13 protein-coding genes and 1 tRNA gene are annotated in these 14,414 nt (G+C 66.0%); 5 read left to right on the top strand and 9 right to left on the bottom strand.

What is annotated here, in order from left to right; translation table 11 throughout:
* Positions 1 to 15 precede the first annotated feature (15 nt).
* From HHL13_RS19725 to HHL13_RS19705, 5 genes are all read right to left on the bottom strand, one after another.
* The gene (locus tag HHL13_RS19725; RefSeq protein WP_169557624.1) at positions 16 to 3,300 is read right to left on the bottom strand and encodes an error-prone DNA polymerase; all 3,285 of its coding nucleotides are present in this window, start codon (positions 3,298 to 3,300) and stop codon (positions 16 to 18) included.
* On the bottom strand, positions 3,300 to 5,144 hold the full coding sequence (locus tag HHL13_RS19720) for a DUF6504 family protein (RefSeq protein WP_346775597.1): 1,845 nt from the start codon (positions 5,142 to 5,144) through the stop codon (positions 3,300 to 3,302). The genes HHL13_RS19725 and HHL13_RS19720 overlap by 1 nt, the downstream gene beginning before the upstream one ends.
* Positions 5,047 to 5,841, bottom strand: a complete 795-nt coding sequence (locus HHL13_RS19715; protein WP_346775596.1) for a protein ImuA — start codon at positions 5,839 to 5,841, stop codon at positions 5,047 to 5,049. Before HHL13_RS19715 ends, HHL13_RS19720 begins: the two co-directional genes overlap by 98 nt.
* 175 nt (positions 5,842 to 6,016) lie before the next feature.
* A complete protein-coding gene (locus HHL13_RS19710; protein WP_346775617.1) occupies positions 6,017 to 6,445 on the bottom strand; it encodes a divalent metal cation transporter in 429 nt (142 codons plus the stop codon).
* A 166-nt stretch (positions 6,446 to 6,611) separates the two neighbouring features.
* Positions 6,612 to 6,688: transfer RNA gene (locus HHL13_RS19705), tRNA-Arg, on the bottom strand.
* Positions 6,689 to 7,017: 329 nt separating this feature from the next.
* Between HHL13_RS19705 and HHL13_RS19700 the strand changes: the two genes are divergently transcribed.
* Entirely contained in the window at positions 7,018 to 7,491 is a 474-nt protein-coding gene (locus HHL13_RS19700; protein ID WP_169557622.1) for an Hsp20 family protein, read from the top strand.
* Between the two features lie 214 nt (positions 7,492 to 7,705).
* Positions 7,706 to 8,338 carry a MarC family protein gene (locus tag HHL13_RS19695; RefSeq protein ID WP_169557621.1) on the top strand — a complete coding sequence of 211 codons (633 nt, stop codon included), beginning with the start codon at positions 7,706 to 7,708 and terminating at the stop codon, positions 8,336 to 8,338.
* 7 nt (positions 8,339 to 8,345) lie between these two features.
* Here HHL13_RS19695 and HHL13_RS19690 read toward each other — a convergent pair whose 3' ends face one another.
* Genes HHL13_RS19690 through HHL13_RS19680 form a run of 3 tightly spaced genes read right to left on the bottom strand, consistent with a single transcriptional unit; the run spans position 8,346 to position 9,225 of the window.
* Positions 8,346 to 8,723: a hypothetical protein gene (locus HHL13_RS19690; RefSeq protein ID WP_346775595.1), complete on the bottom strand. Its 378-nt coding sequence runs from the start codon at positions 8,721 to 8,723 to the stop codon at positions 8,346 to 8,348.
* Positions 8,720 to 8,989, bottom strand: coding sequence for an usg protein (locus HHL13_RS19685; RefSeq protein WP_169557620.1), 270 nt, complete (start codon positions 8,987 to 8,989; stop codon positions 8,720 to 8,722). The genes HHL13_RS19690 and HHL13_RS19685 overlap by 4 nt, the downstream gene beginning before the upstream one ends.
* A complete protein-coding gene (locus HHL13_RS19680; RefSeq protein ID WP_169557619.1) occupies positions 8,986 to 9,225 on the bottom strand; it encodes a hypothetical protein in 240 nt (79 codons plus the stop codon). The genes HHL13_RS19685 and HHL13_RS19680 overlap by 4 nt, the downstream gene beginning before the upstream one ends.
* A 268-nt stretch (positions 9,226 to 9,493) precedes the next feature.
* On the opposite strand from HHL13_RS19680, the gene groES reads away from it, so the two are divergent.
* The 3 genes from groES to HHL13_RS19665 all read left to right on the top strand — a co-directional run bounded on the left by groES (position 9,494) and on the right by HHL13_RS19665 (position 12,064).
* Positions 9,494 to 9,808 (top strand): co-chaperone GroES, encoded by a 315-nt coding sequence (groES, locus tag HHL13_RS19675; RefSeq protein WP_169557618.1) that lies wholly within the window; start codon positions 9,494 to 9,496, stop codon positions 9,806 to 9,808.
* A 51-nt stretch (positions 9,809 to 9,859) separates the two neighbouring features.
* Positions 9,860 to 11,479, top strand: coding sequence for a chaperonin GroEL (gene groL / locus HHL13_RS19670; protein WP_169557617.1), 1,620 nt, complete (start codon positions 9,860 to 9,862; stop codon positions 11,477 to 11,479).
* Positions 11,480 to 11,677: 198 nt separating this feature from the next.
* A complete protein-coding gene (locus HHL13_RS19665) occupies positions 11,678 to 12,064 on the top strand; it encodes a hypothetical protein (RefSeq protein WP_169557616.1) in 387 nt (128 codons plus the stop codon).
* Between the two features lie 184 nt (positions 12,065 to 12,248).
* Here HHL13_RS19665 and HHL13_RS19660 read toward each other — a convergent pair whose 3' ends face one another.
* Positions 12,249 to 14,243 (bottom strand): hypothetical protein, encoded by a 1,995-nt coding sequence (locus HHL13_RS19660; protein WP_169557615.1) that lies wholly within the window; start codon positions 14,241 to 14,243, stop codon positions 12,249 to 12,251.
* Positions 14,244 to 14,414 lie beyond the last annotated feature (171 nt).

Below are 14,414 nucleotides of genomic sequence, written 5' to 3'. Positions count from 1 at the left end.
TCGGCCCTGCCGATCCTAGTGAAAGTCGTGGCTGCGGACCTTGATCAAATCCTCGGGGTCGGTGCCGTTCGGGAAGGGCGGCGAATAGAGGTCCCGCGGGCCCGGGCGCCATCCCGCCTCTCCGCGATCCGGCGCCCCGGCATGGGTCGCCCCGTCGCCGCGCCCGAACGTCACCGGCAGTTCCATCCGCCCGATCGAGCGCAGCATGTCGTCGCGCGGCACGACGCGGTCGACGATGACATGGATGACCTGGCCCTCCTTCTGGAGCCGCCCGCGCAAGGACACCATCGACGCCGACATCACGACGCGGCGCTGCTTCTCGAAGCGGTCGGGCCAGAGGATGCCGTTGGCGACGCCGGTCTCGTCCTCGATCGTTATGAAGAGAACGCCCCGCGCCGAGCCCGGGCGCTGGCGCACGAGGATCACGCCCGCGACCTCGACGTGGCGTCCGTCCCGGATCGAGGCGAGATCGCCGCAGCGGACGACGCGCTCGGCGGCGAGCTGCTCGCGCAGGAAGGTGAGCGGATGCGCGCGCAGCGACAGCTGCAGCGTGCGATAATCCTCGACCACCTCGCGGCCGTCGCTCAAGGGCTGCAAGGTAACGCGCGGCTCCTGGCCCTCGGGCGAAAAGCCGCCCTCACGGGCATCTGCCGCCGCGAACAAGGGCAAGGGCGCCTCGCCCAGCCCCTTGACCTTCCATAGTCCCTGGCGGCGATCCTCGGCGATGCAGTGGAAGGCGTCGGCCTCGACGAGGCGCTCGATCGCGACGCGGGGGACGCCGGCGCGTCGCCAGACTTCCTCGATGCTTTCATAGGGTGCGTCGCCCCGGACCGCGGCGATCGCCGCGCCATGGACATTGGCGAGGGAGCGCACCTGCCGGAACCCCAGGCGGACTGCCAGATACCGGCCTCCGGACTTCTCGGACGGCTCGAGCGTGCAGTCCCAATGGCTGTGGTTGATCGACACCGGCCGGATTTCGACGCCGTGCGCCTGGGCATCGCGCACGATCTGCGCGGGCGCGTAGAAGCCCATCGGCTGGGCATTGAGCAGCGCCGCGCAAAAGACATCGGGATGGTGGTGCTTCACCCAGCAGGAAGCATAAGCGATCTTGGCGAAGCTGGCGGCATGGCTCTCGGGAAAGCCATAACTGCCAAACCCCTCGATCTGCTTGAAGGTGCGCTCGGCGAATTCCTGCGGATAGCCGCGCGCAACCATACCGCCGACCAGCTTGTCGTAGAAATGGCTGACGCCGCCGGTGAGCTTGAAGGTCGCCATCGCGCGGCGGAGCTGGTCGGCCTCGGCGGGCGTGAAGCCCGCGCCGACGATCGCGACCTTCATCGCCTGCTCCTGGAAGAGCGGCACGCCGAGCGTCTTCTCGAGCACCGCGCGCAGCTCGGGTCTCGGATATTCGGGCTTCTCCTTGCCCTCGCGCCGCCGAAGATAGGGATGGACCATGTCGCCCTGGATGGGGCCCGGCCGGACGATCGCGACTTCGATGACCAGATCGTAGAAGCGGGTCGGCTTCATCCGCGGCAGCATCGACATCTGCGCGCGGCTCTCGATCTGGAAGACGCCCAGCGTGTCGGCCTTCTGGATCATCCTGTAGACCTCGGGGTCATCGTCCTGGAGATCGGCCATCTCGACCTTCAGGCCCTTATGGGCTTCGAGCAGATTGAAGGCGCGGTTCATGCAGCCGAGCATGCCGAGCCCCAGCACGTCGACCTTCATGAAGCGGAGCGCGTCGATATCGTCCTTGTCCCATTCGATGATCTGGCGGTCCTCCATTCGCGCCGGCTCGATCGGCACGAGATCGTCCAATCGGTCCTGGGACAGCACGAAGCCGCCCGGGTGCTGCGACAGGTGCCGCGGCGTGCCGATCAGCTGGCGCGCGAGCCGTAGGGTCAGCTTGAGGCGGTGATCGTTCGAATTGAGGTTGAGGCTGGCGATCTGCTCATCCGAGATGCCGTCCATCGACCATCCCCAGACCAGGCCGGTCAGCATCTTGGTCAGGTCGCGCGGCAGCCCCAGCGCCTTGCCGACCTCGGCGACCGCGCCACGGGTGCGGTAGCGCGTCACCACCGCGGTCAGCGCGGCATGGCTGCGGCCATAGGTCTCGTAGATCCACTGGATGATTTCCTCGCGGCGCTCATGCTCGAAATCGACATCGATGTCGGGAGGCTCCTTGCGCTCTCCGCTCACGAACCGCTCGAACAGCAATTCATGCTGGATCGGGTCGATCGAAGTGATGCCGAGCAGATAGCAGACGCAGCTGTTGGCGGCCGAGCCGCGCCCCTGGCAGAGGATACCGCGTCGGCGGCTCTCCTCGACGATCGAGCGGACGGTCAGGAAATAGGGGGCATAGCCGAGCTCGCCGATCAGCCGCAGCTCATGCGCGATCTGGTCGGCATAGGCCTTGGGCAACCCGTCCGGGAACCTGGCGGCGGCAGCCAGCGCGGTCAGGCAGGCGAGCGCCTCCTGCGCGGTCATGCCCGCCATCACCTGCTCATAGGGATATTGGTAGCGGATCTCGCCGAGATCGAAGGTGCACGCCCGCGCGATGTCCGCGCTTGCGGCGATCGCGTCGGGAAAGGCAGCGAAGCGGCGCTCCATTTCCTCAGGCGGCTTCAAATGCCGGTCCATGAAGCGCTCGCGCCGGTAGCCGAGCGCATCGACCGTGGTCTTTTCGCGGATCGCGGTCACCACATCCTGCAGCGGCCGCGCCTCGGGCGAATGATAGAGGATGTCGCCGGTCGCGACTGCGCGGATGCCCGCCGAGCGCGCCCGGGCAGCCAGCGCATGAAGGCGTTCGAGGTCGTCGGGCCTGCGCCGGAACGAAAGCGCAAGATAGGCGCGGGACCCGAAGACGCCTGCAAGCTCGGCCAGATGCGCCGCAGTCACGGCGTCGGGCATGTCGGGGACGAGGATCGCGACGATGCCTTCTGAATGATGACCGATATCGGCCCAATTGAGAATGCAGCGCCCCTTGCCGCCGCGCGCCTTGCCGAGCGAGAGCAGCCGGGTGAGGCGTGACCAGGCCGGGCGGTCGGCGGGATAGAGCAGCAAGGCCCGGCCATCGGCGAGATCGACCCGGGCGCCGGGGATCATGCGCACGCCCGTCGCCTTCTGGCCGGCCCAGCCGCGCACCACGCCCGCGACGCTGCACCAGTCGGCCAGCCCCAGCGCCGAATGGCCCTGGGTCGCCGCGGCGGCGAACAGCTCCTCGGGGGCGCTGGCCCCGCGCAGGAACGAGAAATTGCTCGTCACCTGGAGCTCGACATAGGTGGTCGAAGGAGCCCCCATCAGCCGAAGAAGCCGTGCAGATACCAGCTGAGATCCCCGGTCTCGGGGACGACGCCGTCGCCGCGGCGGAACAGCCAGAGGCGCTGGCCGCCCTCGACCTCCACCCGGAAATAATCCCTGACTGCCCAGAGCTCCTTGTCGGTGCGCCACCATTCGCCATGGATGCGCTCGGGGCCGTCGCCGGCGATCACCCGGTAGGGCTTGCCCCGCCAGGTGAAGCGACGCGGCGCATGGTCGGGCAGAAGCGCCACGACATGGCTGAGCAGCTCGGGACGGGGCAGGATCCGCACCGGTCGCGTCCAGGCCGGCCAGCCCTCCGGAGCAGCCAGGGCGCCAAGCCGCCGCACGGCCCGCTCGGGAACGTCGCTCGGCTCGAGCCCGATGCGAAACACCGCGTTTTCCCCGGCGCGTCCGGCGAGCTGGTCGATCGCGGGCGCGAGATCCGGCGGCGCGTTGCCATCCGCGATCAGCGCGCCGGCGATGCGCGCGCCGAGCGGCTCGCTGTGGGGCACGATCAGATGCATGGCTTCGATACCGAGCCCGGGCTCGAGCCGGTCGATCCTGAGGCCGAACATGCGCTTGAGGTGCGCGGGGTCGCGCGTAGCCCGCGAAGCGCCGATCGACAGATGCTGGTCGGCACCGTCGACGCGTTCGGCGATGATGCGCGCCGCGCGCACCCCGAGCCCGCGCTGCTGGAGCAAGGCGACCAGGTCGGCGACCAGATCGGAGATGACCTGCGCGATCGCCTCGGGCGTCGCGATCGGCTCGAGAAGCCGCCGCGATACTTCGGGCGCCTCGAACGGCACGACCGGCACGATCGGCTCGGCGGCGCGGCCGAGCGCCTGGTCGAGGCGCGTCACCGTCGACAGCCCGAGCCGCCTGGCCAGCGGCCCGCGCGGCACGGGCAAGAGGTCGCCGACACGCTCGAGCCCGAACCGCGCGGCGGCGCCGAGCGCCGCCGACTCGAGCCGCAACGCGGCCACAGGCATTCCGGCAAGCGCCGACGCCTCGCTGCCCGGCGGCAGGATCGTCACGCGCTCGCCGCCGAACCGCGCCAGCGCATGCGCCGCGCCGGGCGTGCCCGCGACCCCCACGCGCCCGGTAAACCCCAGTCGCGCGAGGAATCGGAGCACGCGCACGCAGAAGCGCTTCTCGCCGCCATGGAGATGGCTGGTGCCGGTCAGGTCCAGCCAGATGCCGTCGTCGCCCGAGGGCGCCGCGACCGGCGTCCAGTGCGCGACGGCGTGCAGCGCCAGCCGGTCGAGCCATGCCTGGTCGCCGTGCCGGTCTGCATCGCGGACATCCAGATCGCCGACCAGCGCGCGGGCATGCGCGGCCGCCATGCCGGGCACCAGGTCGAGCGCGAGCGCCACCGGGCAGGCGGCAATCACCACCTCGCGTTGTCCGACACGCTCGATCAGCACCATCGGCCGTTCCCAAGGCGGCGCCATCGGTGTGTTCGGTGCGTTCGGCGCGATCGGCGCCGGCGGAGGGGTAGAGCCCGGCGCACCTTCATCCGAAGGCATTGCCCGGAACGGGTGCGTCACGGGCTCGGAACGCCGCCCGAGCAGCCGCATCGGCGGCTGCTGATGCGCCGGCAATGCCGCGATCCGCGCCCTTTCTCCTTCGCGGCCGTCCTGTGCCCAGCGCGCGCCGGGGCGCCAGGCCCCGCCGCGCGGGACCGAGCAGGCGCCCGGATCGTCGTCGATGGCCGGCGGCAGGATCGGCGCGGGGGACCAGGGCCGCTCAGGCGGCGCGGCGGTCCGCTCCAGCCGCCGCAGCCGCTCGCAGGCGAGCTGGGGCAGGTAGAGCGAGGCGACCCTTGCCATCGCAGGCCTCGACAATGAGAGAGAATGGATTGCCGCCGCGCTGGCGGACAAGATCGAGCGACCAGCAGGAGCGGCCGACGCCGGCATGCGGCAGCGGCACCGACGGTGCGCAGCCCACCCGCCACCGTGTGCAGGCGGCAGAAGGCACTTCGAGCGGATCGCGTGTGGCGCGCGCCCAGCGGCGCAGCAGCAGCATCGGCGTCGGCCCATCGGCAGCAGCCAGCTGGAGCCGCCGGGTCGCGGTCTGGTCGGCGGCCTTCACCTCGATCACCACCGCCGCGAAGGTCCGCAAGCGCAGGCAGTCCTCGGCGAGCGCGAGCGCCATCACATCGTCGCGGCCCTCGCAGTAGAGCAATTTGTCCGGCGGGAGCCCCGCCTGCTCGAGTCCCGGCGCATAAAGATCGAAGCGCGTGAGCGACCAGGCCACCATGGCATGCTGCTCGGCGGCAAAGCGCGCGGCGGCGCCGGCGACGAACAGGGTCGCGGCGGCATCGTCCCCGAGCGTCGGCGAGGCGGCGGCCACTTCATGGAGACCGCCCCCGTCGAGCCCGCCCCCGCCCAGCCTCGCATCGAGCGCCTCGATCCCGAATGGCAGCAGCGGGGTGCCGCTCGCCACCGGCACGGCGATGCGCGCCTTGAGCTCGGCGAGCAGGCGTGCGCGTTCGGTGTCGGCAAGGATGGTTTCGGCAGGCATAAGGGAATCACGACTCACTTGTTCCTGTTATGTTCCTACTAGTTAGGCCTACTCGTCAACCCTGCCAGCGCCTGATGACGAACGACGAGATCCACCAGCGAGCGCTTTCGCGCATGCAAGTGATCGTCGAACGGGCTGTCATTCGCCGATAGGATGCCGCCGTACGGACGCTGCCCGACGCATCGCGAATGCCTCAGGCGAGACCCGCAGCCATGAACCCCAAGAAGAGCGCCGATGCCGCCAGCATCACCGCTGTGGCCGCCCAGCCGAAGAGCGACCGGGCGCGCGAGAAGGTAAGTCGGCCCATCGCACGCGGATTGCGCACGATGAGCATCATCACAACCATCAGTGGCCCGGCGAGGATGCCATTGACTACTGCCGCCCAATAGAGCGCCCGTGCCGGATCGATACCGATCCCGTTGAGGGAGGCCCCCGCCAGCGTGGTCGCCGCGATCGTACCATAGAACAGCCTGGCGGAGAGGGGCTTTGCGTCGAGGCTGCCGGCGATGCCGGTCATCTCGGTGACGGCATAGGCAGCCGAGCCGGCAAGCACGGGAACGGCGAGAAGGCCGGTCCCGATAATACCGGCTGCGAACATCGCGAACGCGAACTGTCCGGCGATGGGTCATGCCGGCGCGGACGAGCATTCCTCAAGATAACCTTCGGCGTTGCCTCGCTTATTTGTCGAGGGGCGCTGGAAGTCAGATTGGCGCCATTCCAGCGGCGGAATTATCAAGATTTCCTTGGCACTTATTAGAGCGCTCTAGGCAGGGTGGCGAAAAGTGTGATGGCGCACCCGACAGGATTCGAACCTGTGACCTTCGCCTTCGGAGGGCGACACTCTATCCAGCTGAGCTACGGGTGCAGTATCAGCGTCCCTACATTGGCCAACGACAAGAGGTCAACGCAAACCTCCCTGCTCACGGGTTGGAAAGCCGAGCGGACCGCTTCCAATGCCGAAACCGGACGGGTTCTTCAGGCGAAAGCGGGTGGCCCTTAGCAAGGGCGACGCCATGCATGCCGGAACTCCTCCGCGTAAAAACTTGCAGCCCAATTCCGGAGGCCTTGACGGTCAAATCGGGCTTCCTAAGTTTTCCTATCCGGACGCCAAACCGGGTCCGGTGGGACATGGAGGGCGTCGGCTCTTCTACCGGCGCGGCTCATGCCCAAATTGCTCAGAAAGAGGATTTGGAAATGAGAACCAATTTCGACTTCGCGCCTTATCGGCGCTCGACGGTCGGCTTCGACCGTCTCTTCGACTTGCTTGAGACGGGTCTTCGTGGCGATGGCAGCGACGGCTATCCGCCGTTCGACATTGCCCGGGACGGCGAGGACAGCTACCGGATCACGCTCGCGGTCGCGGGTTTCCGCCCCGACGAGATCGAGATCGTCGCGCAGCAGAACCAGCTGACCGTCACCGGCAACCGCGTCGAGGACAAGGAGGAGGGGCAGTATCTCCACCGCGGCATCGCCGCGCGTCCGTTCGAGCGGCGGTTCCAGCTTGCCGACTTCGTAGAGGTCCGTTCGGCCGACTTCGAGAATGGCCTGCTCAGCATCGCGCTACAGCGCGTCGTTCCCGAAGCGATGAAGCCGCGCAAGATCGCGATCGGCGGTACTGATCAGCCGCGAATCGAGGCGCCGAAGGAAGAGGGCCGCGAGGCGGCCTGATCCCGACCGGCCCGCCGGCGCCGCATGGCGCCGGCGGGTCATTCGACCCTCCGCCAGGAGCGGGGACCTTCTGCGCACCCCCGGTGGTCGCAAAGGACCGCCGGATCGCTGTTCAGCGGGTCTGCTGCCGCCCGCTCCTACCTCGTATACCGCACCGGCATCCGCAAAGGCGATGGGGCCTTGCCCTAGATACTGAATCCGACATCTCATCATCATGCACGTCGCGCCCAGCATTCTCTCCAGCTTCGTCACCCTGTTCGTCACCATCGGACCCGTGGAGACGGCGGTCGTCTTTGCCAGTCTGACTGCCGGCGTTCACCGAAGCCAGCGTCGCGCCTTGGCGCTGCGTTCCGTGACGATCGCCGGGGTCGTACTTCTACTTTTCGCGGTCGCCGGATCGGCCGTGTTGTCACTGCTCCACATTTCGCTGCCGGCATTCCGGGTTGCCGGAGGCTTGCTGCTGTTTCTCCAGGCGCTGACGCTCACTTTCTCCAGTCCCGGTCTCTCCTCACTCAACGAAAGTGAGAAGCGCGATGCCGAGCGGCCGGGCGACATCGCCGTTTTCCCGCTCGCCTTTCCGCTGATTGCAGGGCCGGGAGGCCTCTCCGCCGCAGTGCTGGTCATGGGCCGGACAGCCGGATGGATCGAGGCGGCCGGCGTCATCGCGATGGTGCTGGTGTGCTTACTCCTGACCTATGTGGCGATGCGGGCAGCCGAGTGGCTGATCGCCGTCCTCGGCCGCACCGGCGCCGACGTCGTTAGCCGGGTCTCCGGGATTCTGCTGGCGGGTCTGGCAGTGCAGTTCGTGTTCGACGGTCTTGGCGAGGCGCCGTTCCTGCGCGGATAGCTTGGCCTCAGCCGGTGCGCGTGCGATGCGATGCCAGGTCCAGTGCCGCAAGCACGCGATCCAGCATCGCGGCGTTGCTGGCCGCCTTGGGGAGCTCGCGCCGCGCGAAACGCTGCAGCCGGTCTATGTCGCGCTGCGGAATCGTCAACTCGATCGGCATCCGGGGCAGAGCCTCGGGCTGCGCACCCTGGGCCGCACGGCCGGATGCGAGAAGATGGTCGAGCAACCGCTTGCGATCGGCGAATGTCCAGCCGAGATCGCCCAGCTCGGAAGGCGATACCGACAACAGCGCGAGCGCGAATTCCATGATGTCGTCGAAGGGCAGGAGGAAGCGGGCGGCGCGGCCGCCACGCTCGCGCCAGCGCTGGATCGGGGTACGGCTCACTGGATCGAGATGACGCCATCGATGGCGCGCCACTCCGCCGGCCGGATCAGCTGCTCGTGCGCGATCCGGACCGAATGCAGCGCCGCCTCGATTTCGCGCCGCCAATGGTCGAGGAAGCCGAACAGCACCGGAAAATCCGGGGCCAGATCATAATCCTGCCAGACATAGAGCTGGAGCCAGGAAGGCGCATCGGGGCGGTAGTAGTGAATCTCCGCCATCGTCAGCCCGTACCCTTCCAGCTGGGCGATGAAGGCGCGATCGCTCATTGCGTCACCGCCCCGTCCCGTCCCTTTTGAAGGTCGAGCGAGCGCAATGCCGTCAGCACGTCATCGAGCGGAACGGGACGGCGAACGCCCGGTGGCCTGCGCAAAGCGGGCTTGTCCGGGACCGCAGATCTGTCGGATGCCCAGCGGGCCAGGATGGCGCGCTTTACCTCGGGCTCGAGGCTGGGATGGCGCGCGACGTCAAACGGGTGAAGAAAACGGGATACTGGCTGCGACATGGGTCTGCCTCCTTTCCTTGCTGTCGCTCCTTTCCACGGGCTCGTGGACCCAACGCCAAATTTTGGTCGTCGATGGACCGCCGTCAAGGGGTCCTGCGTGTCCTCAATGCCACTTCCAAATGCCGTCTTTGGCACTCTGTGCCAACGAGTGCCAAAAAATTGAGTTGCGCCTCTTGACCGGGAAAATCGTGCTTCCTAATTCGCCGCCGCCGGCGTCCATTTGGGCGTCTGCAACATCACATCAACGTTTTGCATCTGGAGGTTATGCATGCATTTCCGCCCCTTGCACGACCGTGTGGTCGTCCGCCGCATCGAAGCCGAGGAAAAGACTTCGGGCGGCATCATCATCCCCGACACCGCAAAGGAGAAGCCCCAGGAAGGCGAAGTTGTCGCCGCCGGCCCGGGTGTGCGCGACGACAAGGGCAATCTCGTCGCGCTATCGGTCGCGGCCGGTGATCGCGTCCTGTTCGGCAAATGGTCGGGCACTGAGGTCAAGATCGACGGCGAGGACCTGCTCATCATGAAGGAAAGCGACATCCTCGGCGTGATCGAAGCCCGGGCCGAACTCAAGCAGGCGGCGTGATCGTCCGTCAATCTCTCAAAATCAGGAAGGACACGAAAGGAGTAAGCCAAGATGGCTGCCAAGGAAGTGAAATTTGCGTCGGACGCGCGTGATCGCATGCTGCGCGGCGTGGATACGCTTGCGAACGCGGTAAAAGTGACGCTGGGTCCAAAGGGCCGCAATGTCGTGATCGAGAAGAGCTTCGGCGCGCCGCGCATCACCAAGGATGGCGTGACGGTCGCCAAGGAGATCGAACTCGCCGACAGGTTCGAGAATATGGGCGCACAGATGCTGCGCGAAGTCGCAAACAAGCAGAACGACAAGGCCGGTGACGGAACCACCACCGCCACGGTGCTCGCCCAGGCGATCGTGCGCGAGGGTTCGAAGGCGGTCGCCGCGGGTATGAACCCGATGGACGTCAAGCGCGGCATCGACCTTGCCGTGACGACGGTCGTCAAGGATCTCGAGGCGCATGCGAAGAAGGTCGACGCCAATAGCGAGATCGCCCAGGTCGCGACGATCTCGGCGAATGGCGACGGGGAAGTCGGTCGCATCCTCGCGGAGGCAATGGAGAAGGTCGGCAACGAAGGCGTGATCACCGTCGAGGAAGCCAAAAGCCTCGAGACCGAGCTCGAAACCGTCGACGGCATGCAGTTCGACCGCGGTTACCTCTCGCCCTACTTCATCACCAATCCCGAGAAGCTGCGGGTGGAGCTCGATGACCCCTACATCCTGATCCACGAGAAGAAGCTCTCGAACCTGCAGGCCCTGGTGCCGCTCCTCGAGAAGGTCGTCCAGTCGGGCCGGCCGCTGCTGATCATCGCCGAGGATGTCGAAGGCGAGGCGCTTGCAACGCTCGTCGTCAACAAGCTGCGCGGCGGCCTCAAAATCGCGGCGGTCAAGGCACCCGGCTTCGGCGACCGCCGCAAGGCAATGCTCGAGGACATCGCCATCCTGACGGGCGGCAACGTGGTCAGCGAAGATCTCGGCACCAAGCTCGAGAACGTCACCATCGAAATGCTCGGCCGCGCGAAGAAGGTCACGATCGACAAGGACAACACGACGATCATCGACGGTGTCGGGACCAAGCCCGACATCGACGGCCGCGTCGCGCAGATCCGTCAGCAGATCGAAACCACCACCAGCGACTATGACCGCGAGAAGCTGCAGGAGCGGCTCGCCAAGCTCGCCGGCGGCGTCGCGGTGATCCGGGTCGGCGGCGCGACCGAGGTCGAGGTCAAGGAAAAGAAGGACCGCGTCGACGACGCGCTCCACGCCACCCGCGCCGCGGTCGAGGAAGGCATCCTGCCGGGCGGCGGCGTCCCGCTGCTGCGCGCGCTCAAGGCACTCGAAGGGCTCAAGGCCGCGAACGACGACCAGCAGTCGGGCATCGACATCGTCCGCCGGGCACTGCGCGCCCCGGCCCGCCAGATCGCCGAGAATGCCGGTGAGGACGGCGCATGGATTGTCGGCAAGCTGCTCGAGAGCGAGGACTATAACTGGGGCTTCAACGCCGCGACCGGCGAGTACCAGGATATGGTCCAGGCGGGCGTGATCGACCCAGCCAAGGTTGTGCGCACCGCGCTCCAGGATGCGGCTTCGGTCGCGTCGCTGCTGATCACGACTGAGGCGCTCGTTGCCGAGGCCCCCAAGGACGAGAAGACGGCGCCGGTGCCGTCGATCGACTACTGAGCCGGGCGGGCCCGGTCGCGAGGCCGGGCCCATCCTCATTCCCAATTCCTATCGTCCGCTTAGCGCACGAATTTTCGCCGTTCAGTTCGTTTGCCGCGACACCCGAAAGCGGTCGTTCATTCATGCCGATGTCGAACGGCAGCTAACGACCCAATTGCGGACCTTGCGCCGACGCTCGCGACACCTAATCTGGACCGGATGCCAAACGCACCTCAGCAGACGGCTGTACTTCTCTGGACAGCTGAAAATGACCCAACCTTGGCCGCGCCAGGAGATGCTGAGCACCTGGTCGCAATGGGTCTCCATCAGCGCGTTGTCCGGGTATCTGCGCGCAGCGATGAGTGGACCGAGATCCGGTTCGGCGACGCAAGGTTTCGCGTGCAAGAGAAGTGTTTGCATCGCGTCAGCGGCGTCACCTTCGATGTCGGCGACGCCGTGGAAGTGCAAGGCAAGCGGAGCGTAGTCAGGGATATCATCTGGCACTTTCGGGACGCGGCCCCGAACTACTATCTAGCACGAGAAGGAAAGCGGCTGTCGAAGCGCTATCTGGCGCGCGATTTGAGCCGTGCGCAGAATGGCAGTTAACCACCCAAATCCGGTCATTCGCCCGATCGCGCGAGGATTGCCGGCCGGAACGACCGATATTGGGTGGAAAGCGGTCCAGCAACTTAGCAGCCGGTGGAGCGCCTTGAGGCTTGAATCAGGGCCGTTACCGCGTCGGAAAGCGGTTCTGATTGTGAGGTGGAAATATGCCTCGGGTCGTCCCCGCTCACTTTACGTAGAGGCCGAAGAGTCGCCGGGCTCTAAGCAGGTCAGCGAGCGCCTGCTCGATCGCGGGAATTAGCTCGTCCAGAGCTGCCTGCCGAGCCGTCGACAACAACCCGTAGGCGGCGGAGTAGCGAAATGTGCCGGCACGCGCTGACAGCGCGCTGGCGCGTTCATAGCACGGCGTGTTCGCGCTAGAAATCGAGGGTGCCCACGCTGTCTTGCTCCCACCGGCGCCCATGGCGTCTGAAGCTCTCGCCAGCAACTCGAGGTTATCGGCGTGGCATTTGACCAGAAGATTCCATTGTCCGCGGATTGCATCGAACTCTGCATCGGCAGATCGCTTACGCGCGGCCTGTGCGGTGTCGCTGCGCTCGCGCGTGACCTGCGCGACGAACGGCTTTCCGCGCGACACCAGATAAGGATTATGATCTGCAAACTCGCTGGTCCTCAGCAATGCGAGATGCATTTCGTCCGCCTTTGCAGTCTGGCCCATCAGATCGGCCATCCGGATCATGCCCACGCGCGGAAGGATATTTTTTGGCTCGATCAATGCGGCCGCTTCGAAATCGGCCTGGGCTGCCGCGAAGTTCTTCGTCAGCAAATACGTGTCGCCCCGGCGCATGAGCGCGAAAAAATTCCTGGGCTCCAGCCGGATTGCCGAGGTCATGTCCGCCAGCGCCGGGCCATAGCGACCCAGTTCCGCCAAGGCTCCGCCGCGAACAAGATAGTATCGAGCAACATTCGGCTTTATTCCGATCGCCAGGCCCATTTCCACCAGCACTCCAGCATTGTCGCCGCTGCGCTCAAGCCAGGCCGCGCGAATGTCATGCGGCGCCGCGCGATCCGGCCGCGCCCGCATCACCCGCGTAGCGTCGTCCCAGGACATCGGGCCCAGCGCTGGAATGTTCAGGTTTGCCAACGCGCTGGCGCGCAGCATTCTCGCGTCCAGATTGCCGGGTTCGACCATCAGAATGCGCGTCGCAAGATAGACCGCGCGACGTTTTCGGGTGAGGTCGCCTTTAGGACCGAGATCGATGGATTCACCTTCGCGAAGCATCTCCGCTATCGTCATGGGAGCCAGCGGTGCTGCGAATGCAGCAGAAGTCTTGCCCCCGTCGCGAACGTCCGCCAGCCGGATCGCATGGGCCTTCGCATGACCCTTTAAATTCGAATCATTTACTTCGAGCGCCAGGATCGCTTCGAGCGCGCCGATATGATTAGGGTCGCACTGCAGCGCGATAGTCGCCTCCAGATAGGCCTTGTACCGTTGGGATTTCTGACGTTGCTTGATTGAGTTGGCGGTTCTCGAATCCGCGGAACCGCGACAGCCTTCATAGCCACCGTCCTTGAACATCAGCGTCGACCACGCATTCCCGTTTCCGTCGAACTCAGCGTAGGCGCTGGCAAAGTCGCGCTTCGCATCTGCCTTGTTACCTTGGAGTGCATGGCATTCCGCGCGCTTGAGATACTGGTCCCCGGCGTTCGGCGTCCGGGTATTCCGCAGCGCCGCGTCAAGATGGGTGACGCAGGCAGCATAATCTCCCGCGAAAAAGGCGTTGATACCGGCGCGATAGGCGTAGTGCGTGTTATCCGGGTAGGCAGCCGCGACGCGTGCATAATAGGGCAGCGCGATCCTGTGATAGCCTTCCCCTGCCATGAGTTCGGCGACGGCGAAGGCGGCGATCGGATCGTTCGGCAGAAATTCAAGGATCGTCTGATACTGGCGTAGCGAATAGCGGTTCCCCTGCGCCTGCCAAGCCACCTGCCGAAGCACGTTTAAATCGGTGGGCCGCACCATCTGCGCCAGTTCGATCTGTGCCAACCCGCTTGCCGAGGGAGCATTTGACGCTCTCGATTTCGCCAGCTTGTCCGCAACCATCGCGTCGACCAGCCGCTCGATGCTATCGGGGCCAAGCGCAGCGGGCGTCGCAACTTGCGCGACGGCGATAGGTGGCAACAGGGTAAGCGCAGCGAGGATCTGCAGAGCGAAGCGCATCACGTTGTTACCCCCCCAAAAAAATTTCGGCCAGCCAAGGCGCGCACATCGCGGCCACACCAACGCCGATGGTGCCTCATTAAGCGGCTTTCGCCAGAGGCACACCCCCGATTGGGTATGGTTGCCGCGACGGCAGGAGAGGACGACAAATTGGATCGAAGGCCACGCACT

This window comes from Sphingomonas sp. G-3-2-10 (genome assembly GCF_012927115.1).
GTDB lineage: Bacteria > Pseudomonadota > Alphaproteobacteria > Sphingomonadales > Sphingomonadaceae > Sphingomonas.
Note: the sequence above shows the minus strand (reverse complement) of the source record. Positions and strands in the feature narration are given on the sequence as shown.